This is a genomic window from Proteus sp. G2669 (assembly GCF_009915245.1).
Lineage (GTDB): Bacteria > Pseudomonadota > Gammaproteobacteria > Enterobacterales > Enterobacteriaceae > Proteus.
This window is the reverse complement of sequence record NZ_JAABLX010000055.1, coordinates 175,233-200,505: the sequence shown is the minus strand read 5'-3', so window position 1 is coordinate 200,505 and position 25,273 is coordinate 175,233. Positions and strand designations below refer to the sequence as shown.

Annotated in this window: 24 protein-coding genes; 7 read left to right on the top strand and 17 right to left on the bottom strand. The window is 34.1% G+C overall.

Going from position 1 to position 25,273, the window contains the following annotated elements; all coding sequences use genetic code 11:
- Positions 1-27: 27 nt before the first annotated feature.
- Complete coding sequence (locus GWI68_RS18380; protein ID WP_166541212.1) at positions 28-1,236, bottom strand: MFS transporter; 1,209 nt, start codon at positions 1,234-1,236, stop codon at positions 28-30.
- 140 nt (positions 1,237-1,376) lie between these two features.
- Between GWI68_RS18380 and GWI68_RS18375 the strand changes: the two genes are divergently transcribed.
- On the top strand, positions 1,377-1,970 hold the full coding sequence (locus tag GWI68_RS18375; protein WP_166541211.1) for a TetR/AcrR family transcriptional regulator: 594 nt from the start codon (positions 1,377-1,379) through the stop codon (positions 1,968-1,970).
- Positions 1,971-2,055: 85 nt separating this feature from the next.
- On the opposite strand, the gene GWI68_RS18370 is transcribed toward GWI68_RS18375, so the two are convergent.
- Together GWI68_RS18370 and GWI68_RS18360 are read right to left on the bottom strand one after the other, a co-directional pair.
- A complete protein-coding gene (locus GWI68_RS18370; protein ID WP_166541210.1) occupies positions 2,056-2,211 on the bottom strand; it encodes a hypothetical protein in 156 nt (51 codons plus the stop codon).
- Between the two features lie 539 nt (positions 2,212-2,750).
- Complete coding sequence (locus GWI68_RS18360; RefSeq protein WP_109408214.1) at positions 2,751-3,347, bottom strand: TetR/AcrR family transcriptional regulator; 597 nt, start codon at positions 3,345-3,347, stop codon at positions 2,751-2,753.
- Positions 3,348-3,499: 152 nt separating this feature from the next.
- On the opposite strand from GWI68_RS18360, the gene GWI68_RS18355 reads away from it, so the two are divergent.
- On the top strand, positions 3,500-5,002 hold the full coding sequence (locus GWI68_RS18355) for an MFS transporter (protein WP_166541209.1): 1,503 nt from the start codon (positions 3,500-3,502) through the stop codon (positions 5,000-5,002).
- 3 nt (positions 5,003-5,005) lie between these two features.
- Here GWI68_RS18355 and GWI68_RS18350 read toward each other — a convergent pair whose 3' ends face one another.
- Together GWI68_RS18350 and accA are read right to left on the bottom strand one after the other, a co-directional pair.
- Positions 5,006-5,893 carry a LysR family transcriptional regulator gene (locus GWI68_RS18350; protein ID WP_109408318.1) on the bottom strand — a complete coding sequence of 296 codons (888 nt, stop codon included), beginning with the start codon at positions 5,891-5,893 and terminating at the stop codon, positions 5,006-5,008.
- 78 nt (positions 5,894-5,971) lie between these two features.
- Positions 5,972-6,934 carry an acetyl-CoA carboxylase carboxyl transferase subunit alpha gene (accA, locus tag GWI68_RS18345; RefSeq protein ID WP_166541208.1) on the bottom strand — a complete coding sequence of 321 codons (963 nt, stop codon included), beginning with the start codon at positions 6,932-6,934 and terminating at the stop codon, positions 5,972-5,974.
- Positions 6,935-7,238: 304 nt separating this feature from the next.
- On the opposite strand from accA, the gene ydeE reads away from it, so the two are divergent.
- Complete coding sequence (ydeE, locus tag GWI68_RS18340) at positions 7,239-8,426, top strand: efflux MFS transporter YdeE (RefSeq protein WP_109408211.1); 1,188 nt, start codon at positions 7,239-7,241, stop codon at positions 8,424-8,426.
- Between the two features lie 190 nt (positions 8,427-8,616).
- Here the strand turns inward: ydeE and GWI68_RS18335 are convergent, their stop codons facing one another.
- Together GWI68_RS18335 and GWI68_RS18330 are read right to left on the bottom strand one after the other, a co-directional pair.
- A complete protein-coding gene (locus tag GWI68_RS18335) occupies positions 8,617-9,153 on the bottom strand; it encodes a metallophosphoesterase (RefSeq protein ID WP_072068090.1) in 537 nt (178 codons plus the stop codon).
- 132 nt (positions 9,154-9,285) lie between these two features.
- Complete coding sequence (locus GWI68_RS18330; RefSeq protein ID WP_166541207.1) at positions 9,286-10,131, bottom strand: helix-turn-helix domain-containing protein; 846 nt, start codon at positions 10,129-10,131, stop codon at positions 9,286-9,288.
- Between the two features lie 213 nt (positions 10,132-10,344).
- Here GWI68_RS18330 and GWI68_RS18325 point away from each other — a divergent pair, with 213 nt between their 5' ends.
- The gene (locus GWI68_RS18325) at positions 10,345-10,902 is read left to right on the top strand and encodes a GNAT family N-acetyltransferase (protein ID WP_166541206.1); all 558 of its coding nucleotides are present in this window, start codon (positions 10,345-10,347) and stop codon (positions 10,900-10,902) included.
- Between the two features lie 65 nt (positions 10,903-10,967).
- Here the strand turns inward: GWI68_RS18325 and GWI68_RS18320 are convergent, their stop codons facing one another.
- From GWI68_RS18320 to GWI68_RS18300, 5 genes are all read right to left on the bottom strand, one after another.
- A complete protein-coding gene (locus tag GWI68_RS18320; RefSeq protein WP_109408207.1) occupies positions 10,968-12,251 on the bottom strand; it encodes a cystathionine gamma-synthase family protein in 1,284 nt (427 codons plus the stop codon).
- Between the two features lie 262 nt (positions 12,252-12,513).
- Positions 12,514-13,314 (bottom strand): MetQ/NlpA family lipoprotein, encoded by an 801-nt coding sequence (locus GWI68_RS18315; RefSeq protein ID WP_166541205.1) that lies wholly within the window; start codon positions 13,312-13,314, stop codon positions 12,514-12,516.
- A 218-nt stretch (positions 13,315-13,532) separates the two neighbouring features.
- Positions 13,533-14,066: an FG-GAP repeat protein gene (locus GWI68_RS18310; RefSeq protein WP_109408205.1), complete on the bottom strand. Its 534-nt coding sequence runs from the start codon at positions 14,064-14,066 to the stop codon at positions 13,533-13,535.
- A gap of 193 nt (positions 14,067-14,259) precedes the next feature.
- A complete protein-coding gene (locus GWI68_RS18305; RefSeq protein ID WP_227336887.1) occupies positions 14,260-14,637 on the bottom strand; it encodes a lysozyme inhibitor LprI family protein in 378 nt (125 codons plus the stop codon).
- A 427-nt stretch (positions 14,638-15,064) separates the two neighbouring features.
- Entirely contained in the window at positions 15,065-16,399 is a 1,335-nt protein-coding gene (locus GWI68_RS18300) for a PLP-dependent aminotransferase family protein (protein ID WP_109408203.1), read from the bottom strand.
- Between the two features lie 173 nt (positions 16,400-16,572).
- On the opposite strand from GWI68_RS18300, the gene GWI68_RS18295 reads away from it, so the two are divergent.
- Positions 16,573-17,448, top strand: coding sequence for a DMT family transporter (locus GWI68_RS18295; RefSeq protein ID WP_208105244.1), 876 nt, complete (start codon positions 16,573-16,575; stop codon positions 17,446-17,448).
- Between the two features lie 66 nt (positions 17,449-17,514).
- Here the strand turns inward: GWI68_RS18295 and ddlA are convergent, their stop codons facing one another.
- Positions 17,515-18,615 (bottom strand): D-alanine--D-alanine ligase, encoded by a 1,101-nt coding sequence (gene ddlA, locus GWI68_RS18290; protein WP_166541203.1) that lies wholly within the window; start codon positions 18,613-18,615, stop codon positions 17,515-17,517.
- Positions 18,616-19,380: 765 nt separating this feature from the next.
- Between ddlA and GWI68_RS18285 the strand changes: the two genes are divergently transcribed.
- A complete protein-coding gene (locus tag GWI68_RS18285) occupies positions 19,381-21,129 on the top strand; it encodes an ABC-F family ATP-binding cassette domain-containing protein (RefSeq protein ID WP_166541202.1) in 1,749 nt (582 codons plus the stop codon).
- Positions 21,130-21,187: 58 nt separating this feature from the next.
- Here GWI68_RS18285 and yqfB read toward each other — a convergent pair whose 3' ends face one another.
- The 3 genes from yqfB to GWI68_RS18270 all read right to left on the bottom strand — a co-directional run bounded on the left by yqfB (position 21,188) and on the right by GWI68_RS18270 (position 23,104).
- A complete protein-coding gene (yqfB, locus tag GWI68_RS18280) occupies positions 21,188-21,508 on the bottom strand; it encodes a N(4)-acetylcytidine aminohydrolase (RefSeq protein WP_166541201.1) in 321 nt (106 codons plus the stop codon).
- A gap of 61 nt (positions 21,509-21,569) precedes the next feature.
- Complete coding sequence (ada, locus tag GWI68_RS18275) at positions 21,570-22,418, bottom strand: bifunctional DNA-binding transcriptional regulator/O6-methylguanine-DNA methyltransferase Ada (RefSeq protein ID WP_109408198.1); 849 nt, start codon at positions 22,416-22,418, stop codon at positions 21,570-21,572.
- 77 nt (positions 22,419-22,495) lie between these two features.
- Complete coding sequence (locus GWI68_RS18270) at positions 22,496-23,104, bottom strand: DNA-3-methyladenine glycosylase (RefSeq protein WP_109408197.1); 609 nt, start codon at positions 23,102-23,104, stop codon at positions 22,496-22,498.
- Positions 23,105-23,478: 374 nt separating this feature from the next.
- Here GWI68_RS18270 and GWI68_RS18265 point away from each other — a divergent pair, with 374 nt between their 5' ends.
- Positions 23,479-24,501 carry a methyltransferase gene (locus GWI68_RS18265; protein ID WP_227336891.1) on the top strand — a complete coding sequence of 341 codons (1,023 nt, stop codon included), beginning with the start codon at positions 23,479-23,481 and terminating at the stop codon, positions 24,499-24,501.
- Positions 24,502-24,584: 83 nt separating this feature from the next.
- On the opposite strand, the gene leuE is transcribed toward GWI68_RS18265, so the two are convergent.
- On the bottom strand, positions 24,585-25,232 hold the full coding sequence (leuE, locus tag GWI68_RS18260; protein WP_072068106.1) for a leucine efflux protein LeuE: 648 nt from the start codon (positions 25,230-25,232) through the stop codon (positions 24,585-24,587).
- Between the last annotated feature and the right edge of the window lie 41 nt (positions 25,233-25,273).

The following is a 25,273-nucleotide window of genomic DNA, read 5'->3' as shown; positions in this document are numbered from 1 at the left end:
ATATTCTTAGGCTTTGATCGTTATTAATTACGCATAACTTTTACTGTTTTTATGATTAATGCGTTGAAAACCTAAAAATGCAATTAACATCACTAAAGTACTTGCTCCAATTGCAATCCATACACCAGATTGAACACCAGAATAATCAACAAGTTGCCCTGTTAATGTTGCACCAATTGCTGTGCCTACATTTAATCCTGCAAGTAACCATGTCATTCCTTCTGTAAGTTGATTTTCGGGTACACTTTTCTCAATAAGTGACATTGTCACTATTATCATGGGAGCAAAGAAGATCCCGGAAATTAATACCACTAAACTTAAGCTATAAATTGAGTCTACAAAAACAAGAGGTAAAATAGTGAGGAACGTTGCGATGCCACCTAAGCATAATAAACGGTGTAACGGTGTTGATAATTTTAATGTGCCAAAGAATAGACCTGCAAAACAAGAGCCAATAGCATAGGCGGATAATACAATGCTTGCACCTGCAGGCATTTTTTGGGTATTGGCGAAAGCCACACTAAAAATATCAATGGTGCCTACAATTACGCCCATAAAAATCATAATAACAGTTAAGATTTTTACGAGAGAAAAGCGGATCACAGATTGTGTCTTATGATGTATTAATTCAGAAGATATTGGTGTTATTGCAGGCTCTGTATCACGTTGTAAAACGAGTAAAAATACACCGATGATAAGAAAAACAGCAGACATTAATAACCCAGCTTGTGGGAAAAAAACGACACTTAATGTGACTGAAATGGGTGGACCAATAATAAATGTAACTTCATCAAACACACTTTCTAACGAATAAGCTGTTTGTAAGCGACTATCTTCTTTATAAATTACTGTCCATCTTGCTCTGATCATTGCAGAAATACACGGCATAAAGCCAATCAGCACTGCAAAAATAAATAATAAACTAATATGCCATTGTAACCATGTTGCCAATAACATGCCCCCTATTCCAATAACGCTGATTAATGTGAATAAAGGTAAAATTCGATATTGCCCATAAGTATCAACTAGACGTGATATTTGCGGTGATAGCATCGCGTAAGTAAATACAAAACTGGCAGAAATTGTTCCCGCTAATGCATAGCTGCCTGTAAGTTGTGAAATCATCATGATGATACCAATACCCATCATCGGTAGTGGTAATCGTGCAACCATTCCCGCTAAGGTAAAAGATAGCGTGCCTTTATAGCTAAATAGTGTTCGATAAGTATTTATCATAGTTTTCCTTATGTTTACCCTTGCCATTTTAGCGAGGGTTAAAGATAATACATACAGTGCGTATGTATAAATCATATATTCATACGATCTGAATGTAAATATACAAACAATACGTATGTATGTTTAAAAAAGGAGATAAAATGGCTAGACGTACTCGTGCTGAAATGGAAGAAACACGGCTATTATTGCTAGAAACAGCAAGGAAAGTATTCTGTGAACAAGGCTATACAGAAGCCTCAATGGATGACTTAACGGCACAAGCAGGTTTAACTCGAGGTGCGTTGTATCACCATTTTGGTGATAAAAAAGGATTGTTATCGGCTGTTGTTGCACAAATAGATGCAGAGATGGATGCTCGTTTACAGGCTATTTCCGATACTATTGACGATCCTTGGTTGGCATTTTCAATGCGTTGTCATACCTATTTAGAAATGGCTTTAGAGCCTGAAATTCAACGTATTATTATGAGAGATTCACGCGCTGTATTAAGTGATAAAGTGACTGAACTTCCCACTCATTGTGTAGTATCTATGAGTAGTATGATTGATAAACTTATCGAGAATAAAATACTTGTAAAGGCTGACTCAAAAATGTTGGCTCTATTCATTTATGGCAGTTTAGAAGCCACTGCTTTATGGATAGCAAATAGTCTCGATGGTAAGGCTCAGCTAGAACATGCTAAATCTACATTAGATACCTTATTAAATCGTTTACGTATTTTGCAGAATAAATAAAATATAGCGAGGATCACGGTGATAATCCTCGCTATTGTCTATTTGATTTTTTACACATTAATTATTATTCAAATCAAAGATTATGCTATTTGCCATATTGCTTTTCAATAAAATCAAGCAAATAGCGTACTTTGGGAGATAAATGGCGTTTAGACGAATAAACGGCACAAATCGGTGCAAGATCAACTGTATGCTCTAATAAAATAGGCACTAATTTATCAGATTTAATAAATTCACCCACTAAAAACTACCTAACTGGCATATTCCATAACCCGATAATGCCATGTCTAAAATAGCTTCTGTATTATCTAAATGTAATTTACCTTTAACGGGAAGAGCGAATTCTTTTTGATGAGCTTGATATTTCTAAGGCACTGTTGAACCTTGGTGAGAAAAAGTAATTAATTGATGTTCTGATAATGCATTAGGAGATTGAGGCATACCATTTCGCTCAAAATAATCGGGAGATGCACAGGTTATTAAACGGTGAGGTGCTAATACCTTACGTATTAATCGACTATCGTCATTCCCTCCAATACGGATAGCTTATTTAGGTGGCTTGCTCGTTGATAACTACAGCTTAAATTCAACACTAATTATTACTAACTTGTTTATTATATTGGCTTTATTCTGTGTTCTTCTCTCAAGACTCACAAAGAACGCGGTTAAATAACAAAATGCCTTCAATATAAATTAACAAGGGTGATCATGATATTATGATCACCCTTTTCTATAAAAGTAGGTTTTTAATGTGACATTGTCACAATATAAGGTTTCGTTTTATTTTAGTAATTGGGTAAATTGTTGATATAGCATATTGCCCAGTGTTTTTGCGGTGTATTCTTCACTATGGCCTAAGTTATCAACAGCGGCATGCATACCGTGATAAATCAATGTACTGGTTAATTCAGGCTGTGTGACGTGCCACGTTTTATTTTCAGTTCCCGCAATTAACAATGTTTGTATTTGCTGCAATGCCCTATTTTCATGAATATTACTGCTTTGATGAAAAACTTGATGAAAAAGCATATCGTGTAATTGCTGTTTCTCAACATAAGCAATTACACTAATTTCACACCATTGTTTTAATTTTTCACGGTGATCTTGCTCTGAGCAGGCATCCATTGCACTGTCTATTTTATCCAAGTACCAATCCATATAACGAGTTCTTAAGGCATCAAGAACGTCTGTTTTAGCAGAAAAATAGTGATAGTATGTTCCTTTGGCTACCCCTGCCTTTTTTACGATATCGCTCACAGTTGTTGCATCGAAGCCTTTATCTAAAAACAATGTTTCTGCCGCATTCATTAACTCTTCTAAACGAACCTCTGCGGGTTTTGTTCTTGGTTTATCTGTAGTTTGTTCTTCTAATGACATTGCTTATCTCCCTCAAAGTCGCATGTAAAGAGTACTCTATATTAAAGCGAGCCACAATGATGATAAATGAAACTCATTATCAATAACCATTGACCGACGGTCAGTCGGGTATTATTATGCCATTATTATTCATCATTAAGGCAATAAAACTTATGACTTATTTGAAACGACTGTCACTTATCTGTGCCATTTGTTTAGGCACTTTTATGGCAACACTTGATATTAGTATTGTGAATGTAGCATTACCCACTATTCAAAATGATATTCACGCTGATATGGCAACCTTACAGTGGATTGTCGATGCTTATGCGCTCTGTTTATCTGCCTGTATTTTGTCATCAGGCCCTTTAAGTGACCGCTTTGGGCGAAAAAAAGTATGGTTATGGGGGGTGATTATTTTTACAGTGGGATCTGTGATCTGTGCGATTGCACAGCAACATGAAGTGCTTATTTTAGGTCGTATTATTCAAGGTATTGCTGCCGCAGCACTAATTCCGGGCGCATTGTCTCTAATTACACATGCTTTTCCAATTGATATTGAGCGTGTCCGTATTATAGGTATTTGGTCTTCTGTCAGTGCTTTATCACTGATTATTGGTCCTATTTTAGGTGGGGTATTAGTTCACACTAGTGGTTGGGCAAGTATATTCCTTATTAATATTCCTATAGGCATAATTACTGTATTACTAGGTTGGTATGGATTAAGTGAAAGTGCTGATCCTGAAAATGTGGCACTCGATCCCTTTGGTCAATTAACCAGTATGTTAGGATTAGGCTTGTTGACTTATGGTTTAATTGAAGCCGGATCGGTTGGTTGGTCGCATTATCGAACTTTATCGACATTGATTGTAGGCGTTATATTCCTCGCCCTCTTTTTAATGATAGAAAAACGTGTTAAACGCCCTTTATTACCACTTACTTTATTTAAAGATCGTGCATTTTTTCAATATAACCTTTCTTCTTTCACTTTGGGCTTTGCCACTTATAGTAATGTCTTTTTTATTGCCTTTTTTCTGCAAAAAGCACAAGGCTGGAGTGCATTAGAAACAGGCTGGAGAATGGCACCTGAATTTATTGCGATGGCCCTATTTTCAATGTCTTTTGGGCGTTTATCTGCATATTTTTCAGTCAGAAAACTCATGATCTGTGGTTTCTTATTTATTGCTATTTCTTCTTGCTTATTAGCGACATTGGCAACAAATAGCCACTATGGATTAACTGGAAGTTACCTATTTGTATTAGGTGCTGGAATGGGCTTGTCAACACCAGCAATTGGTGCGTTAGTGATGAAAAGTGTTTCACCATCTCGCTCTGGTATGGCGTCTGCAACCATGAATGCATTAAGACAAACAGGAATGACGATGGGAATTGCTTTACTAGGCACATTAATGGTGCAACAAGCAATCCATTATATGGTTATGCAAAGTCAGGTATTAGGAATATCTGTAAACTATATCGATATTGTCAGTCTAGTAACTGAAAATGCTACGAGCAATTTAGACAAAGGATTCATCACCATGTTACCAGAGGCATTTAATTCTGGGTTTGCTTATGCAATCGCAACTGCTGGGATCTCATGTTTTGTCACTTTATTTATCGTGTTATTTCCTTTTAAAGCAAAACATAGCGCACTTTCTCAGCAAATAACGGATTAATATTTATAAACGTTGAGTGAGAAACTCAAGAAAAGATTCAATATTACGAGAAAGTGTACTACGACTTGCATATATTGCGATTAAATTGATACTGGCGGGCTGTTGAGGAAATTCAATAGCTCGCAAATTCCCTGCTTTAATTGCATCAAGGCAACAATGCTCAGCTAAAATAGCAAACCCTAATCCTTTTAATACCGCAGCTCTCGCTAATATAGCGCTATTTACTCGATAATGGCTATTAATAGTAACTTTTATTGGTTTTTTATGTTCATCAAGAAATATCCAAGGTTGCCCTTCTAGTGCACTTAGACTAGAAATACAAGGCATTTGGCTTAATTGTTCGATATGAGTTGGAACTCCTGTTTTTTCTAATAACTCATTAGAGGCAACAACAATACTGCGCCACGATTTAATTAACCGTGAATGGTAACTGCTATCTGCTAGATTTCCGCGATGAAAAGTTAATAGTAAATCCATATCATCATCAATGATATTTCTTGGCATTAATTGGGTGTCACATTGAATAAGTAAATTAGGATGAAGAACGGCAAAGTCAGCTAAAATATCAGCCAGTAGTTCGCTGCCATATTCACTTGGAATGGTTAAGCGGAATGTTCCTGTTAATGGGCCATCACTGGTGATGTTACTTACAACATTATCTAACTCAGTTAAGGTTTTCTTTCCTTGCTGATAGAGTAATTTACCTTGTTCAGTAAGGCGCATCTTTCGCGTTGTTCTATCAATAAGTTTACAATTGAGTTGCTGTTCAAGCTGTTTAATTGCACGACTGATATTTGAAGTAGGCATAGATAGTAGTCGAGCAGCCGCGGCAAATTGTCCTTGTTCGGCTACGGCAGAAAAAATACGTAATAAATTAAGATCGATTTGCATAAATAATTCACTGCCTACTGTATTTCTATTGCTTAATGTAGGCAGTGTATCATTCATTTTCTTTTCTCTCGTTAATAATTAACAGTAACCATGAGACATGAGTTTCTGATAACGATTATCTAAAAGCTCTTCAGTTGAATAGCTTTTTAATAAGGCTAAGTCGGTTAATAATTGTTGTTTAAGAAATTCAGCCGCTTGTTGATGATCACGATGAGCACCACCTAATGGCTCAGGAATAATAGCGTCGATAATGCCTAATGATTGTAATTTAGGTGCCGTCATTCCCATAGTTTCTGCCGCTATTGGCGCTTTATCAGAACTTTTCCATAAAATAGAAGCACAGCCTTCTGGTGAAATTGCCGCATAAGTGCTGTATTGCAACATATTAACTTTATCACCGACACCAATTGCGAGCGCTCCGCCAGAAAATCCTTCACCAGTAATAGTGCAAATAATCGGTGTTTTTAATCGTGACATTTCAAGAATGTTACGAGCAATGGCTTCTGCTTGCCCTCGTTCTTCAGCACCAACGCCAGGATAAGCTCCCGCAGAATCAATAAAAATAATAACGGGTAGATGAAAACGTTCAGCCATTTTCATTAAACGTAATGCTTTTCTATAACCTTCTGGTGATGGCATACCAAAATTGCGAAGAATTTTCTCTTTTGTATCACGGCCTTTTTGTTGCCCAATCACCATGACTGGCATTTTGTCTAATCGAGCTAAACCCGCCACAATCGCTTTATCATCGGCATAAGCCCTATCACCCGCTAACTCCTGAAAGTCAGTAAAAATCGCTTTAATATAGTCAAGGGTATATGGGCGCATAGGATGACGAGCAAGTTGCACTATTTCCCAAGCCCCTAAATCAGTAAAAATAGATTTTGTCAGCGAAAGACTTTTTTGTCTTAAACGAGCAATCTCTTCATCTAAATTAATACCTGTGGGTTCATCTTGAGATTGCTTAAAGGTGAGCAATGCATCTATTTTTTCGTCTAATTCAACAATAGGTTTTTCAAATTCAAGATGAATAAAAGACATAACGACCTCGGATTTAATGCAGTAAATAAAACGATAATTAGCTCAGTTTAGAAAAAATAACAATATGGCGATAGAGAGGAATTTGATAAACACTATTATCAAAAATGGGATAATTAAATCTTACTATAAGATCTGCAAGAAAAAAGACAGGATTAAAAAGAGCTTTTTCTCTCATTTTAATCTATACAGTAATTACTAAGTCATGTATTAATACACAGTGCGATTTTGTTCTTTTTGCACCCGTAAAAGATCGCGCAAATTATAAAACACTTCATAAAATACAAATAATTAGAATAAAGATAATATGTTCTCAAAAAAAACACGATCAACAACTGCACTGCTGTTTTCATCACTGCTTCTTACGATAGGAAGAGGTGCAACATTACCGTTTATGGCAATCTATTTATCACGGGAATATCAATTACCTGTTGATGATATTGGTATTGCCATGTCCATTGCATTAACAACCGGTATTTTTTTCAGCCTTGGCTTCGGGATGCTTGCGGATAAATTTGAGAAAAAACGTTATATGTTGCTATCTATTATAACGTTCATCTTTGGCTTTGCTGCAATACCTATGGTTCATAGTACGGTTTTAGTGGTTATTTTTTTCTCGGTAATCAACTGCTCCTATTTAGTGTTTTCAACCGTGTTGAAAGCCTATTTTTCTGAAACTTTATCGATTTCAGCGAAACCTAAAATATTCTCGCTAAACTATACCTTTATCAATATGGGGTGGACGGTCGGCCCGCCTATTGGCACGTTATTATTAATGTATGGAACACAATTACCCTTCTGGCTTGCTGCTATTTCTGCCAGTGTTCCACTTTTTATGATCCAGTTGTTTGTTCAGCGTTCTAAAGCAATAAATACTGGTGAAGAAAATAGTGTGAAATGGGATCCGAAAATAATGCTAAAAGACAGAGCATTAAGTTGGTTTGTGCTCTCGACTTTTTTTGGTACTTTAACATTTGGCTCTTTTGCATCATGTATTTCGCAATATATCTTAGTCGTCTATGACGCTAAATTAGCAGAGTCCGTTATTGCGGTTGTATTACCTGTAAACGCCGCTATTGTCGTTTCTTTGCAATATATTGTGGGTAAGCATGTTACAGCCGATAGATTGCGTAAATTAATGACCTTAGGTACGTTATTTTTTATGACTGGCTTACTTGGCTTTATGTTTGCGGGTGATAACTTAATATTTTGGGCATTAGCCATTGCCGTCTTTACTTTTGGTGAGTTAATTTATGCGCCCGGTGAGTATATGATGATTGATAACATTGCACCGTTAGGAATGAAAGCAAGTTATTTTTCTGCTCAGTCATTAGGTTGGTTAGGCGCAGCATTAAATCCATTAGCTAGCGGTTTTATTTTAACGTCATTCCCTCCTATTTCTTTATTTGCAATTTTAATGGCCGTTTCTGCATTGGCTTGGTTTTGTATGATCCAAGGAATGAACGCCAGTAAAACAAGAGCTATTGCACTCTAATTTCTGAAGACTTCACAAACTAAAAAGACACCTTAAAGGTGTCTTTTTTATGGTTTGTAGATGACTGATTTTGTCTCTATTTTTTCTACAATGGATTAAGTAAGGCATATTTCTTCTTAATCTTGAGTTGCATGGTTAGTTAATACCATTACCTTATTGAGTTTTAAATAAAAAACACCGAGAAGTAAGATTATTTCGATGTTCTTTTGAGTATTGTTTCAATGCTAATTGGGAAGAAATCGTTGACATCAACACCAACATTAATTGCATTTTTTCCTAAAACATCTAAACGTTTACGTTGAGTTGGATCTTTTTGTGAATTGTGTACATGACCATATAAATGAATAGCGTCACGGAAAAAACCACCCCATTCTAATATAGGATAATGAAACATCACAATTTTTCGTTTTTTATAATCCAATTCAAAGTAGTCTTTCACCCATTCAAATACTGATGCATCAAATTCCGGATCATCGAGAAATTTGTCGTGATTTCCACGGATAAGGTACTTTTTACCGTTTAACCGACGTAAAATTCGGTTGGCATCCTGTCCTGTTCCTCGATAGAGAAAATCACCTAAAATATAGATTTCGTCATGATCAGATACATAAGCGTTCCAGTTATGGATTAATGTATCATTCATATGGCTTACACTATTGAAAGGACGATCACAAAGATTGAGGATATTTGAATGGCAAAAATGTGTATCAGAAGTAAAATAAATCATAGTAATTTCTTAATAAGTAATAAAAATCTTAACCTTAAGAAAGTATTTTCCCTCGGTCTGTATAGTGATATTTTTTCAACATAATTACCTCCTTTAGTTAAAAATAGAACAATAAATACAATATCATCTGTTTTATTGTCGTTGATGTTGTTTACGGTAACCAGATAAAGAATGCCCCGTCTCTCTTTTGAAATATCGGCATAAATAAGAAGGATCATCAAAATGAAGCTTTATTGATATCTCATTTACTGAAAGTGAAGTGTGCATTAATAATGCTTTTATTTCAAGAATAACTTGACGATTAATCAACGTCTTAGGTGAATCATTAAAAAATTGTTTTGTTATTTGTGATAAATAAAACGGCGTAATATTAAGACAATTTGCATAAAAAGCAACTTCTCTATGCTTTAAACAATGTTTTCCAATTAATTCCCAAAATTGCCAACAAAGCTTTTCTTTGCGACTAAATTCTTTTTTAGCGATAGAGAAATGTGTTGGTATTAATTCTGTGATCGCAAAGAAGAGATTTTGTAGATGGTTTTTTAACATCAATTTTCGATGTTCAGAATAGTGATTATCTATATATTTTAGTTGTTCTACCCATCTATTTAAGGCTTCTTCTTGTTCTTTTTTTGGGGAGAAAATGGGATTTTCATGGAGAAAGGCAAATAAAGTATTAGAAAGAGAATAAGCAATTTCTGAAGCAAAAGATTTATCAAGAAAACAATAAAATAAGCGAAAATTTGCTGATTTCTGGCTCAAAACAGTCATCATATCATCGCCTAAAATAAGAATATCATTCGCTTTAATCGTCTGTTTCTGAAAACCAATATTAATTACAGCCCTTCCTTCTAAGCAAACCATGACCACGATGTAAGATAAAGGTAATGGGTAATTAATTTCATTTGCCATACTGCTTTCACCCATAATGGCGTGTTGGGATGCGGTATTTAATTGTGACAATACTTGGCTTAACATAAATCTATTGTTCTCTTTTTATTCTAATTTGATAGTTTTTATATTTGATGATATTGCTGTTAATAACAAGTATTTCCTTTAATTTAGTTTTCAAAAGTACTGATTTTACCTCTTTTATGCCATTCGGGTTTTTATTTCTTTTCTTTAGAATGCACATATCTTAAAAACGTAAGATAAATAGCAACATATTGATAAAAAAGAAAATTGATTGAAATGAAAACATTAAAAACTGAAAGACTCATACTGCGGCCATGGAAACTTTCTGATGCGCCAAGCCTGTATGAATACGCTAAAGATGAACGAGTTGGCCCTATCGCTGGTTGGCCAACTCATAAAAGTGTTGAAGAAAGTGCTGAAATAATTCGTACTATATTTATGCGAAATGAAGTTTATGCTGTCACATTAATCGATGATGATCGCGCTATCGGCTTAGTGGGCCTATCTTTTGCTAAAGAGAGTAATTTCTCGATAGGCGATAATGATGCTGAAGTATCTTATTGGATTGGAGTTCCGTTCTGGGGGAAAGGTTTAATTCCTGAAGCAGTGAGAGAAATTAGTCGCCATAGCTTTGAAACTTTGGAGTTAGATAATCTATGGTGTGGGTATTTTGCTGATAATAATAAGTCACAAAAAGCACAAGAAAAATGTGGGTTTAAATTTCATCACATTATTGAAGAGCAATACGCAGAATTTTTAGATGAAGTGAAAGTTGAAAATATTTGCCGCTTAACTAAAGATGAATGGATTGAAATCCAAAAACAGACCTATTAAACCAAAACACCAGATAATGAAATCTACATTACCTGGTGTTTTTTAATATTAATAAGCTTATTTAATTAAGCACTTGCTAATGCTTGGGATAAATCAGCAATTAAATCTTGAGGATTTTCAATACCAATAGATAAACGAATGGTAGTGTCTTGAATACCAATATTATGACGTAATGCTATCGGCACGCCAGAATGAGTTGTTGAGCCTGGATGGCAGGCTAAAGACTCAGTTCCTCCCAAACTAACTGCCAGTTTAAAAATTTTCATAGCATTAAGAAAACGGAAAGCTTCGCTCTCTCCACCCACAATATCAAATGAGAATGTTGAACCTGCACCTGTACATTGTTTTGCAAATACTTGGCCTTCAACTGAGTTTTTATCTGCAAAAGGCAAATAGTGAATAGCTTTTACTTTTTCATGATCACGCAGAAACTCTGCAACTAATAAAGCATTCTGGTTCGCTTTTTCCATTCTAATTTGTAGTGTTTCTAAAGAGCGTCCAAGCATCCAACAAGAATGAGGATCAAGTTGTGTTCCTATTGCTCCTCGTAGTAATCGGATTTGATTAATTAGTTCACGAGAGCCCATTGCAGCACCAGCAACTAAGTCCGAATGACCACCAACATATTTAGTTAAAGAATAAACAGATATATCCGCCCCTTGCTCAATTGGGTGTTGATAAACTGGGCCAAGTAATGTGTTATCACAAACAATAATGGGACGATAGCCCTGCTTTTCTTCTAGTTTATCAGCAACAATTTTTAATGCGTTAATATCGACTAATGAATTAGTTGGGTTTGCAGGAGTTTCTGCAAAAATAACGGCAACACGCCCTTTTTGGCTAGCGTTATCGGCTTGTGCTTGGATCAGAGAAAGGTTTAATCCGTCAGTAAATGGAGTGGCTTGAATACCAAATTTAGCAAGTGTTTTTGCAATTAATGTCTCTGTTCCACCATAAAGAGGTTGAGAGTGTAAAATGACATCTCCAGGCTGAGTTAAGGCCATTAATGTTGTGGTGATTGCTGACATACCTGAAGAGAATAATACACAAGATTGTGTATTTTCATACACAGCAAGTCTATCTTCAACAATCTCACTATTGGGCTGATTAAAACGAGAATAAACCAAACCTGCTTTTTCACCTTCAGGTAAAGGTTTTCTTCCACTTACTGTATCAAAGAAAGCTTTGCCTTCTTCTGCACTTTTAAAAATAAAGGTCGATGTTAAAAATACTGGCGGTTTTACTGAACCTTCAGAAAGTAATGGATCATATCCATAACTCATCATAAGTGTTTCAGGAGATAGTTTGTGTTCACCGATATATTGTTTTTTTAGTTGAGAGTCAGCCATTTTTTTATTTCTTCTGTGTAATGGAGGATGAGTTATCATACTGAAAAAAATTCATGTTGTTAGAATGTTTTATAAAGTATAAAAACTAGCAGTTATATGAAAATAGCGAAATTAGGAATAAAAATAAGGATTAATAATGAAATTATAAGAATTGAGTGATATTTAGCCAAGAAAACACACCAAATAAGAGTGGAACATTCTAGGGGAAAAATAATAAAAACTTAAAGACAAAAAGCATTCTCTCTATCTTTAAGTTAAGACGTTACCATGCTCTTACTGCATCACCTTTATACATTTCTTTAAACTTCAACTCGATTTGTCGTGAGTGAAGTACTGAAATCAACTTCTTTATATTTTCATCATCTTTGTTATCTTCGCGGGTTACGATAACATTGGCATAAGGTGAGTTTTTATTTTCTAGAATTAATCCATCACGAGTTGCAATTAACCCAATTTGAGACGAAAAGTTATTATTAATAATCGCCATTGTAATTGCTGGATCATTTAGTGCTTCAGTGAGCTGTGGCGTATCGACTTCAATAAACTTAATTTCTTTAGGGTTATAGATTATGTCATCTAATGTTGGGGTGAAACCGACATTTTCATTGAGAGTAATAAGATGGTTTTCTGCTAATAATAGAAGTGCTCGACCTCTCATGCTGGCTTCATTTGAGATAGCAACAAGAGATCCTAATTGTAACTCATTTATATCGCTAATTTTTTTAGAGTATGCTGCTAAAGGAAAAATATAGGTTTTACCCGCGATATGAAATTTATAACTATTTTCTTTCATTTGCGTTTGAAGGTAAGGAATGGATTGAAATGCATTCGCATCAACTTCTTTATTATTTAATGCCTTATTAGGAAGTACATAATCATTAAAAGCGACAACTTCAACGTCTAACCCTTCTGTTAATTTCGCTAAACGAATAACTTCATCCCAAATCACTTGATCAGGTCCTGTATTAATTGCCACCTTTACCTTATGTGTATCTTCTTGTGAACAAGATACGGTAAATAGTGATATTGAGGCTAGAAGTAAACCCGTAATAATCTCCTTCATATTTCCCTCTTAAACAGCCCCCGATAAGAACAGCACTATTAATATCATTTTGATTAAGAAATATCCTAACAGTAGATTAATAACAAGGAAAAAGAAATGATACAAGTACTCAATGAATATAAAGAAAGGAATATTCTTTGTCTTCTTACAATTCATTGTTTTATAAAATAAAAAAATAACACATTAAAATGTGATGTGTTTGTTAGCAAATTGTAGATTTATTCATTGATAATTTTATTTATACAAGCATCAGAATATGAGTCTTCAACACTAAGATAGGATAATTCAGTGACACAATAAGTATTAAATTGCCATTTGAACTGAATTTCATCTCCTTGTTTCTTTTCTGATATTTCATAACTAGAAAAACGAATCGGAGTTGGTTGTTGTAAATTATTTCCTACTTTTTCAGCACTTAACAATACAACCCGACCTTTTTTTTCAATGAATTCAAAATCAGAAATAGTGATATTAGTACCTTTAATCTTATTGTTATAAAGACTTAATGCATTAGAATATATGGATGGGACAATATACACTTTTTGATCGCTACCTTTGATATAAACGGTCGTCATATCAAAAGATGATGAATCATTTAATGAGCGTCGAGACTTAACCACGACATCAGGAACACCATCACCATTAAAATCGATAAGATTTACTCCATATTCGAGTTTAATTTCAGATGATATTGAAGTGAAAGGTAATGATGCAAAAAGTAATCCTAGCCCAAGTTTTAATATCTTATTCATTGTATTCGCTTCTTTTTTTGCTTATTACTTGAGCATCAGACTACTTTGTGGCAATGATTAGTCAAGGAATTTTGTGTTTCAAAATAATACAGAATTTACAATTATATCACTTATGAAATATTTCCATGCTAATGAATTTACTTATTTGACTATTATAAAATGATTTTTTTGATTTTAAGGATTAATTTTTTATTTAATATAAAGCAATATAATTTTTAAGATCATTAATTCTTTCTTTTGTTTTATCTTTTAAGCAACTGCTATATACCATTGGTGCTAAACTCCCCCCTTGATAATAGTCAGCTTCATACTGACAAGAGAGATCTCTAAAATTAATCCATATTAACTGTGCTTGCTTTAATTGCTCTTTTCTAGTGCTATCTAGCTTGGCGTAATATTGCTGGTAAATGTGGTTAAGTTCTTCATCTTTCTGCTGAAAGTCTTGATGTACACATTGATTTATTTCAGTTTGCGTTGCTGCATTTCGACAATCAAAGTTATCTGCTTGTAAATGTATAGACCAAAAGAGTATACCGCCAGATATTGCACTTAATAGGATAAGTTTTTTCATCGCACCGTCCATTTTTTGATTAAAAACATCGCTAAAATATTCATTTCACTCCTTTAATATTTAATTTAAGGGGTGAGGATAAAGTAAAACCTTTATCATTTTAGCAATATTTATCATATAACAATTACTTGAAGATAATGCAAAATCTTTCTATTTAAGACAATCAAAATAAGATTAAAATATTAATGTTTAGTAATTATACTGTTATTTTCTTCATAAAAAATATTTATTTAAAACAAATTTAAAAAAATGATAACTAAATACCTTTTTTCTTTAACAATAAGTGTTATTTAAAAAAATACTAAACAAAATAGAACGCTTTTTATATTTTTTAGTTATTGATATAACACGTTAAAATAGCTAATGAATTTAGCTTTTATGTATTACTCATTTACCCGCGCTTGTTTAGGTTGCTATCTAGTAACAGTCATAAATCAATGTGATATTTAATAATATCCTTTATTTTTATTAGTGCATCACGTAATAAACTAATTTCAACTGAAGCTAATGCGATACGGATTGCATGAGGAATATGGGGTGTTGTGGCATAAGGTTCAGCAGTGGCGACAGATATTTGTAATTGATGTAAGGAAGCGACAATTTTATCAGCTCTAATTTCTTCTGGTAGTGGGATCCATAAAAAGTAAGAAGTAGGATGATGAATATAAGCTATTCCTTCAAAGATTTCGCTGACAATTTTTTGCCGTTGCTGTGCATCTTTGCGTAATAATCTCTCTAATTTATCAACAACACCCTCTTTAACCCATTGACAGACAATCGATGTCATCAGTGCTGGTGTATTCCATGTTGTCACTCTCATCGCTCGCTCTAATGATGCAATGGTCTTTGTAGGAGCAACCATAAAACCGACTCTTAACCCTGATGCAATATTTTTAGAAAATCCTGAAATATAAAAGGTAATCTCTGGCGCTAAAGTCACAATGGGAGCCGGTGCTTTTTGAACTAAGAAAGCGTAAGTTGCATCTTCAATAATTATAAAGTGGTATTTTCGCGCTAAGACAATTAATTGTTGGCGTTGTTTTAATGTTAATACCCATCCCATTGGATTATGTAGTGTAGGAATACAATAAAGTGCGCGAATTGCCCTTTTTTTACATAGTTCTTCTAATTTATCTAAATCTGTTCCTAAAGGTGTTATGGGGATCGGTAATATTTCCAAATGATGAGCTAATGCTGCTAATTTAAATCCTGGGTAACTTAATGCATCAACAGCAACGACATCACCAGGTTTTAATACACCTAATAATGTAATCGCAATACCCTGTTGTGCACCGTTAGTGATAATAATATTTTCAGGTTCAACGGTGATTTTTTTATTTTTGAGGTATTGAGAAATCACTATTTTATCGTGTAATTTGCCACTATGTGGTTGATAGCGAAGTAATGATTCAATTTCACCTGAAGTTGATAATCTTTTTAGTTCAGAGCGTAATAATTCAGCTTGAATAGGTAATGATGGATAATTGAAATTCAGATCCAACATATCCGTTGCCGTAGGATTTTCTATTCCATGGTTTGTTGGAAGTGATAACTCACGAACAAATGTTCCTCTTCCTGTTTCACCAATGACTAGACCCATATTTTCTAATTCAGCATAGACACGACTTGCCGTTGCAAGAGACATTTTATGCTCTGCGGCCAAATGTCGATGTGTGGGTAAACGTGTACCAGGTAATAATTTTCCTATACGTATTTCGTTCGCCAATTTATCAACTAAAGATTTATAACGGGGCTGAACCATAGAAATTGTATCCATGACAATTATTTGATTGTCATGATTGTGACCCATAAGATAGTACTCAGCAAGTACATAATAGATACAATTATTTAAAATGAATTTTATATTTCTTCCTATTGTAAAAAATATAATCATTTGTTTTTAAAAGAGAATTAATAATAATTATGGAACATCGTATGCAACAAATAAAACAAAAAACGCAAACTAATGGTTGGATAAATGGCTTTATTGGTATGCTAATTTTTAGTGGATCTTTACCTGCTACAAAAGCTGCTGTATTAGGTTTTGAACCTTTATTTCTAACAGCAGCAAGAGCGAGTATTGCTGGATTATTATCTTTAGTAATGTTGTTGTTATATAAAGAAAAATTACCAACATTTAAACAATGGATTTCATTAACAGTCGTTTCATTAGGTGTCGTGGTAGGTTTTCCGCTGTTAACCGCTATTGCATTACAAGAGATAACATCCGCACACTCCCTCGTTTTTCTGGCTTTATTACCATTATCTACGGCAATTTTTGCTGTAATTCGTGGTGGTGAAAAGCCTCGTCCTACTTTTTGGCTTTTTTCTATTGTTGGTAGTTTATTAGTGATGGGATATGCCCTTTCTCAAGGTGGAGCATCATCTATCAGTGCTGATTTATTAATGATAGCGTCAGTCATTGTTTGTGGTTTAGGTTATGCAGAAGGCGCAACATTAACGAAACAACTAGGTGGCTGGCAAGTTATCTGTTGGGCTTTAATTGTATCATTGCCTCCAATGCTTATTCTTAGCTTTATTCTTATGCCAGAAGAATTAACAAAAATTAGCCTTTCTGCATGGACTGGATTAGGTTATGTTTCACTTTTTAGTATGTTGATTGGTTTTATATTTTGGTACAAAGGATTATCACAAGGTGGGATCGCAGCTGTAGGACAGCTTCAATTATTACAACCCTTCTTTGGATTAGGTTTAGCGGCTGCATTACTTCATGAATCTGTCAATTTATTGATGTTGCTTGTAACCGTTGGTGTTATTTTTTGCGTTGCGGGCTCACGAAAATATGCTTGATTAATATCAATGACTTAAAGCTAAAAAACACGCTAAATATTTTTATTTAGCGTGTTATCATTTTAATTAAAGTTCACACTTCGTTTTCAAAGCAGCCGTTTTTTTATGATGATCCAGTGCTAACTCAATTAATTTAGTAATTAACGACTGATAGCCTAAACCAGCACTTTGCCATAATTTTGGATACATACTGATATTTGTAAACCCTGGCAATGTGTTTATTTCATTAATCACAACTCGGTTATCTTGAGTTAAGAATACATCAACACGAGCCATACCTAAGCAATTAAGAACACGGTATGCTTTTAATGCCACTTGGCGAATATGTAAACTAGTGTCTTCGTTCATTATTGCTGGAACAACGACTTTTGCACCATCGTCATCAATGTATTTTGTGTTATAGGCATAGAAAGCATCGTTTAGTACGATCTCGCCACACGGGCTGACTTCAGGATTTTCGTTACCTAAAACGGCACACTCAATTTCACGACCCACAATAGCACTTTCAACAATAACTTTAAGATCATACTCAAATGCCATTGCTAATGCTGCATTAAATTCTTCTTCATTATTAACTTTGCTTATTCCTACAGAAGAACCTAGATTCGCAGGCTTAATAAATAAAGGAAGTCCTAATTGACGAACCATTTCATTGTAAGGAATATCATCAATTTGATGCGCCATGATCGTAATAAACGGTGCGACCGCTAATCCCGCGCCATCAAGAAGGCGTTTAGTGATGTCTTTATCCATACAAGCAGCGGAACTCATGATATTTGGGCCAACATACGGCATATCTATCATGTGTAATAAACCTTGCAATGTACCATCTTCGCCATAAGCGCCATGGACAATTGGAAAGACAACATCAATTTGAGGAAGTGCTTGGCCGTCTTCTAAAGAAATGAATTGATTTTTTTCACTACCTGGAATAATTGCAACTGCTCTTAACGAATTACTTAATGAGATAGTTTTAGGATTATCGCTATTGAGTAGATAGTCAGCTTCTGAATATTCATGCCACTGGCCTTGTTCATTAATACCGATTAAGCAAAGGTCGAATTTCGTTCGATCTAATTCATTAATAATATTTTTTGCTGATTGTAATGAAACTTGATGTTCTGTGGATTTTCCACCAAAAATAATAGCGACTCTTAATTTACTCATTTTCTAACCTTTTATAGGACAGCTATAGCGAATAGGTAGCAATATATCATGATAAAAACCCCCAATGTAGGTAGATAGTTCTTATCTGCGAAAAATCACGATAAAATGATGAAATTCTATGATTTAGAGTGTAAAAACATCACTCTTTAAAGCGATAACAACAAAGTTATTCGCATAAGCTAAATGCCATGTCTGATATAAAACAATCGATTGAAATGGATATTACCGAGGTTGTAAAAACAACGGGTATTGTTTCTTTAGCAATCCGCTATTATGAGAAAAAGAACTTATTAACTTGATAGGACGTAAAGGAATTAAGCGTGAATATCATCGTGATGTTCTGAGGTGTCACAGCAAGTTCATTTTTCTTTAGATGAAATAGCTCTACTTCGCGCCAATCAACGAATACCGATAATAGATAGAAATTGTTCTTTATTTGTTCGTCATTATCTTAAGTCCGCTTAAATAGCGGACTTTCACACAAAATGATACCTTTTGTTTTTCTTGCAGGATTGCATATCAGAAATCTATCTTGATAGAATTACATTACCGATTAACTTTTAAACTTAGAGAAGGAGGCTAATTATGCTTTTGTGTGATCTTATTGAATACTCACACTTCTTTGGTAATCGCCACAGCTCAGGCTCTCACAGTATTTTACTGCGCTAACCTGCCTGAGCGACGTTAACTATTACCTCTCCTCAGCTTACAGGGTTATCGCAAGATATTACCCAAGGCGTTGCTACGCCTAAAAATGAGTAAGCTATGAGCACATTATTATCTACACAAAATCTGTCTTTCCATAATAACTACGGTTTGTTATTAAATAATATTTCTTTAGCTCTAATTAAAGGTGAAAAAATTGGTTTAATTGGCCATAACGGCTGTGGAAAAAGTACATTATTAAAACTTTTATCACATCAATTAACACCGAATGAAGGCGTTATTTCCATTGCTAATCAAACCGTAATGGCCTATATAGAGCAACACCTTCCCCAAGAGCTACAGCCAATGACATTAATGGATGCTGTACTTCATAAACTTCCTGAAGAATACAGATTATCTGAAGGCTGGCGAGCTGAGTTATTGCTAAGTGAAATGGGATTTAAACTTCACGAGAAAAATCTACTTGTTTCACAATTAAGTGGTGGTCAACACACTCGTTTATTATTAGCGAGAGCGTTAATTATCGAGCCTGATTTATTATTACTTGATGAGCCGAGTAATCATCTCGATTTGCCGACTATTTTATGGTTAGAAACATTTTTAAAACAGTGGCGTGGTAGTTTTATCTTGGTTTCACATGATAATACGTTATTAGACAACGTAACGAATTGTACATGGATCATTCGTGATAAATCGCTATCTATTTTTCGTTTACCCTGCTCTCAAGCTAGAGTGGCGCAAGAAGAGCAAGATATTAGTGCACAACATCGTCATAATGCACAACAAAAAGAGATAGATAGAATAGCCCAAAGTGCAAAACAACTCGCAATGTGGGGTCATGTTTATGATAACGAAAATTTATCTCGTAAAGCCAAACAGATGGAAAAACATATCGTTCGTTTAAAAGATGAACAAACTGAAGTGACGGACGGAAATCAATGGATATTACAATTTTCTGGAACGACGTTACGAGCGGATAGACTTTGTGAATTAAATCAGCTCGCTGTTATTCCTGCTGAAAACACTCCAACTTTATACACTGTCGAAAATCAGCGTATCAAAAGTGGTGATCGGGTGGCAATAATCGGTGCTAATGGAACCGGAAAATCATCACTATTGAAGATGATCTGGTCACTTAGTTCAGTTAAAGAAAATGAACAAAGTGAAATAAGGTTGCATCCTCGTGTTGAGCTGGGCTATTACGATCAAAAAATTGCTCAATTAATTGATAATGATACTCTTTCTGATGCATTAAAACCGTTTGCTCCATTAACAGATGAACAACGTAAAATGGCACTGATTAGTGCAGGCTTTGTTTATACTAGACATGAGCAAAAAATTAGTACATTAAGTGGTGGTGAGCGCGCTCGCTTATTATTTGTTGGACTCAGTTTAGCTAAGTATTCTTTTCTTATGCTGGATGAACCCACTAACCATATTGATATGGAAGGTAAAAAAGCATTAGCTGAACAGATCAGTCAATTTCCTGGTAGTGTTTTATTAGTTAGCCATGATAGAGAATTGATTGAAAATAGCTGTAATCGTTTTTGGTATATTCACAACGGTGTCTTAACGGAACATCATGATATTGAAGCCATTTATCAGCTTATTTCAGAAGAAGAAATACCAGAAGTTCTGCTAATGGATAAACTCAATAACTCGCAGAATATCTCATCAATGCCATTAGTTTCACATGATGATGATGATAAAAAACTCTTTAAGTTAATTGAGCTAGAAGATAAGTTAGAGGCTGATTTAGCGCGTAAAACAAGTCATCAAAAACCGGCTTTGCAAACTCAATGGAAATTAGAGATTAGCCAGCTAAAACATGCACTTAAATTGATTTAAGATAGATGGGATTTTGTTTAAACAAAAAGGATCACATCGTGATCCTTTTTTATTGTTCTTATTTTACTAATTCATATTCAATAAGATATAAAGACTGAATTGTCGGATAAATATCTTTGATAAGCGCTTTCAACACAGGAAGTGTCATACCCTCCTGTTGTGCGTGATACTCATTAATATCATCATAGCATAAAGGCGATACCGCTATGATTTTCAATTTTCCATAGTAAGTGCGATGTTCGTTAGCAAATAATTCAACAATGCTTCCTGGTTTGTAATCACTTTCGTTTTCATCTCGGATGGTAATCACTTTTTTTTCTTCAAGAATAGAAGGAATTAAACGTTCAAAAAAAGTAATTTCTGTTGGTATTGCCGACATAATATTAACTCATATACTTATTGATAAATTACTAATTATCTTATCATGCAATAACTACTCTTTACTCTTTTTTGGCTATTGGCGAGTTATTTAATGCCTCCACCTGAAGTAACTTAGCTTTACGCTCAATTCCCCAACGATAACCTGATAAATCACCATTTTGGCGAATAACACGATGACAAGGTATCGCCACAGCAAGTTTATTAGCTGCACAGGCATTTGCTACCGCACGATATGCTTTAGGGGAACCTATTTTATTGGCAATTTCTTGATATGTCATAGTACTGCCGAAAGGGATATCTAATAATGCCTGCCATACTTTTTGTTGAAAAACAGTACCTTGAATATCAAGAGGTAAAGATAGCGGTTGTTTAGGTAATTCAATAAAACCGATAACTTGGGCTATTATTTGTTCAAATTCTTTATTTGCACCAATTAATTCAGCAAGAGGAAATTGTTTTTGTAAATCTTTTAATAACTGTTCTGCATCATCTCCTAGCATAATAGCGCAAATCCCCTTTTCGCTTTGAGCCACAAGAATATTGCCTAAAGAGCACAATGCAATTGCAAAAAAGATAGCAATATTCTTACCGCCTGTACGCCAATTTGTTGGCGTCATTCCTAATATTGCAGCTGCATTTTCATAAAAACGGCTATTAGCATTGAAGCCTGATTGATAAATCGCATCTGTAATACTGCCATCTTGAACCAATGCTTTTTTTATTAATTTTTGGCGATAAGCATTAGCATAATCTTTTGGCGTGATCCCCATCGTTGATTTAAATAAACGATGAAAATGATATGGACTTGCCATAACATGCTCAGCAATACGAGCTAGTGAAACATCACCGTTGTTTTTTTCAATAAAACGGCAAGCTTGCTCAATAAGTTGATTATGTTTACTTTCCATTATGGTAGTCCTTTAAATGCGGAATTATGGCTATTATCGGCAGACATAATGAATAAAGAACTCCGTTTATTGCTCAATTACTCTGGCTCTTTAGATAATGCCCATAAATAAAGTGATGCCGTAGAACCGTAGGGTGAATAGCGTTTTCGGTAGCGTTCGAAACGTGTTTTATCTAATGTTTTATGACGATAAAGACGCATAATCCCACGTTGAATAGCTAAATCTCCCCAACTCAAAATATCTGGCCGATTAAGTGAAGAAATTAATAGCATTTCCGCTGTCCAAACCCCAATACCTTTTAATTGAATTAAAGTATCAATAACCTCTTTATCTGTCATATCAGGAATTTTATTTAATTTTAATTCCCCAGAGATTACTGAGTTTGCAATGCCAATAATATAACCTGCTTTGCGCATTGTCATACCACATTGCTGAATTTCTTGTTCAGTTAATATACTAATACGTTCTGGTGTATAGACACCTTCACATAAATTCAATAGCCTTTGATGCACCGTTATTGCAGCAGAAACAGAAATCTGTTGTTCGATAATATTTTTAACTAATGCTGTAAATAAATCAGGTGTAATAGGACGCTTAATATCCCCCATTCTTTCAATGAGTGCAGCTAAACGCTTATCACGCTGTTTTAAGGTTTTTATCTCTTTTTCACCATATTGGAAGTACATAAATTCACTCAGATAAACTGGAAACATTAAAATTAGTATAACGTGAAAGTAGAGATACTATGCACTCCATTTTTTGCTTTTTCCTTTATGTAGAACTAATAAGATAGTAACAATTGCCTAGCGTAAACATTACTGTTCTATCAATAGAATAAAAAGATATTAAATAATTAAATTAATATATTTTCATATTGTTACATTAACAAGAGGAACTTGTTTTGTTATATGATAATAGAACATAAATATTATTATAATTAAAAACAATTAAGTTTAAAAATGAAATATAAAATAAAAAATATTAAATTATCATCTATAATTTATTTGCTTTAATAGTTTTCTATATTAATTATTAATTACATCTAATTATAAGGTTTAATATGATAAATAGCACTTTGAATTTAAAAAACAAATCAGCAGCTTTAGATTTAATGAAAAAATCAATGAGTTTTACCGTACCTGGTGCGTTAAGAGTTGCTGCTAAATTAAAAATTGCTGATTTATTGAAGGACGGTCCTAAAAATATCAATGAGATTGCAGAAGAAACAAACTCTATTCCTTCAGTTTTAAATAGAATATTAAGAATGCTAGCATCAGAGAACATACTTTATGAATCTGAAAATCTTAATTATTCTCTTGCTCCTGCAGGGCAATTTTTATTAAGTGATCACGAATATAGCTTACGTGATGCCGTATTAATGTTAACGAATGAGACATTATGGCGACCTGTCGGCGATATAACCGAATCAGTGCAAGGTAACCCAGCTTTTGAAAACTTGTATGGAATGTCCTTTTATCAATACTGGCAAGATAATACAAGAGAAGATCATGATTTTCAGGCAGGCATGAGCTCACTTTCAAAAATAGAAAATTACTTCATTATTAAATATTATGAATTTCCTGAAAATAAAATTGTTACTGATATTGCAGGAGGTTTAGGAGGATTATTATTAGAAGTATTAAAAAATAATCCAACTTTAAAAGGTCAGTTATTTGATCGTCAACATGTATTAGAACGCACTAAATTAGTAGAGTTAGGTGATGATAGCCGCTGGAAATTAGTTCCTGGAGATTTATTTGGTAAATACCCTGAATCAGATATTTATTTAATTAAGTATATTATTCATGATTGGGATGATGAAAGTGTCATTAAAATATTTAAAAATTTCCGTGAGGCAATGAAAGAAGATTCAAAAATACTTATTATTGAACCTGTCGTTTTTAAGAAGAATATTCCCGACATTGCAAAATATATGGATCTACTTTGTGTAAGTGCGTTTCCTGAATCAGGAGAGCGCACTGAAGAAGAGTTTATTAAGTTATTAGATAAAGCGGATTTAAAAATTAATAAATTTATCAAAACAGAGACATATAATTCAATATTAGAAGTAGTTATCAAATAATAAAATCTTTTCTCTAACAAATTAGAGAGATCAAAAAAGGTCACTTTATAGTGACCTTTTTAACTAAAACTATAACTATATTCTTACGCTGTTAAAGCAAGTTTGGCACCAAAAAGTAAGAACACTGCACCTATACAACTATTTGATAATGATGCTAATCGTTTGTTATGTTTTACTTTATTAGTAATAGCCACTCCGCCAAAAATAAGAATTGATAAATAAATCATGCTACATGTTTCTAAAATTGCACCTAATACAAAAAATGGAACACCCGCATTTTCATATTTAGGATCAATAAACTGAATAAAGAAAGAGACATAAAAAATGATCATTTTAGGATTAAGCATACTTAAAAATAGAGCTTTAACATAAAGACCATCTTTTGCTTTGATTGCCACTTCTGATACTTGTTCAGTTGTTTCTTTTTTCTTGTGAAACGTTGCATATAATGTCTTCAAACCTAAATAGGTTAAATAAAGAGCACCTGCATATTTAATAACAATAAAGAAAACGGGTGAAGTCTTGACTAATGAAGCTACCCCCAAAAATGCCAAAAAGATTAATAATGCATCACCCGTAAAAACACCAAGAGCGGCTTTATACCCCCCTTTTACCCCATGCTTCGCACTGGAAGTAAGGACGAAAATCGAGTTTGGACCAGGTACTAAGGTAATAAAAATAACGCCTAAAAGGTATGTCCAAATATTTGAAATACCGATACTTTCTAACATACGACGCCTTTTTTAAAAAAATAACATGCTGAATATATGAG

Bases quoted from the DNA above. Each gene is read 5' to 3' on its own strand.
- GWI68_RS18380 (WP_166541212.1), bottom strand. From the start codon at position 1,236: ATGATAAATACTTATCGAACACTATTTAGCTATAAAGGCACGCTATCT.
- GWI68_RS18375 (WP_166541211.1), top strand. From the start codon at position 1,377: ATGGCTAGACGTACTCGTGCTGAAATGGAAGAAACACGGCTATTATTG.
- GWI68_RS18360 (WP_109408214.1), bottom strand. From the start codon at position 3,347: ATGTCATTAGAAGAACAAACTACAGATAAACCAAGAACAAAACCCGCA.
- GWI68_RS18355 (WP_166541209.1), top strand. From the start codon at position 3,500: ATGACTTATTTGAAACGACTGTCACTTATCTGTGCCATTTGTTTAGGC.
- GWI68_RS18350 (WP_109408318.1), bottom strand. From the start codon at position 5,893: ATGCAAATCGATCTTAATTTATTACGTATTTTTTCTGCCGTAGCCGAA.
- accA (WP_166541208.1), bottom strand. From the start codon at position 6,934: ATGTCTTTTATTCATCTTGAATTTGAAAAACCTATTGTTGAATTAGAC.
- ydeE (WP_109408211.1), top strand. From the start codon at position 7,239: ATGTTCTCAAAAAAAACACGATCAACAACTGCACTGCTGTTTTCATCA.
- GWI68_RS18335 (WP_072068090.1), bottom strand. From the start codon at position 9,153: ATGATTTATTTTACTTCTGATACACATTTTTGCCATTCAAATATCCTC.
- GWI68_RS18330 (WP_166541207.1), bottom strand. From the start codon at position 10,131: ATGTTAAGCCAAGTATTGTCACAATTAAATACCGCATCCCAACACGCC.
- GWI68_RS18325 (WP_166541206.1), top strand. From the start codon at position 10,345: ATGAAAACATTAAAAACTGAAAGACTCATACTGCGGCCATGGAAACTT.
- GWI68_RS18320 (WP_109408207.1), bottom strand. From the start codon at position 12,251: ATGGCTGACTCTCAACTAAAAAAACAATATATCGGTGAACACAAACTA.
- GWI68_RS18315 (WP_166541205.1), bottom strand. From the start codon at position 13,314: ATGAAGGAGATTATTACGGGTTTACTTCTAGCCTCAATATCACTATTT.
- GWI68_RS18310 (WP_109408205.1), bottom strand. From the start codon at position 14,066: ATGAATAAGATATTAAAACTTGGGCTAGGATTACTTTTTGCATCATTA.
- GWI68_RS18305 (WP_227336887.1), bottom strand. From the start codon at position 14,637: ATGAAAAAACTTATCCTATTAAGTGCAATATCTGGCGGTATACTCTTT.
- GWI68_RS18300 (WP_109408203.1), bottom strand. From the start codon at position 16,399: ATGGTTCAGCCCCGTTATAAATCTTTAGTTGATAAATTGGCGAACGAA.
- GWI68_RS18295 (WP_208105244.1), top strand. From the start codon at position 16,573: ATGCAACAAATAAAACAAAAAACGCAAACTAATGGTTGGATAAATGGC.
- ddlA (WP_166541203.1), bottom strand. From the start codon at position 18,615: ATGAGTAAATTAAGAGTCGCTATTATTTTTGGTGGAAAATCCACAGAA.
- GWI68_RS18285 (WP_166541202.1), top strand. From the start codon at position 19,381: ATGAGCACATTATTATCTACACAAAATCTGTCTTTCCATAATAACTAC.
- yqfB (WP_166541201.1), bottom strand. From the start codon at position 21,508: ATGTCGGCAATACCAACAGAAATTACTTTTTTTGAACGTTTAATTCCT.
- ada (WP_109408198.1), bottom strand. From the start codon at position 22,418: ATGGAAAGTAAACATAATCAACTTATTGAGCAAGCTTGCCGTTTTATT.
- GWI68_RS18270 (WP_109408197.1), bottom strand. From the start codon at position 23,104: ATGTACTTCCAATATGGTGAAAAAGAGATAAAAACCTTAAAACAGCGT.
- GWI68_RS18265 (WP_227336891.1), top strand. From the start codon at position 23,479: ATGATAAATAGCACTTTGAATTTAAAAAACAAATCAGCAGCTTTAGAT.
- leuE (WP_072068106.1), bottom strand. From the start codon at position 25,232: ATGTTAGAAAGTATCGGTATTTCAAATATTTGGACATACCTTTTAGGC.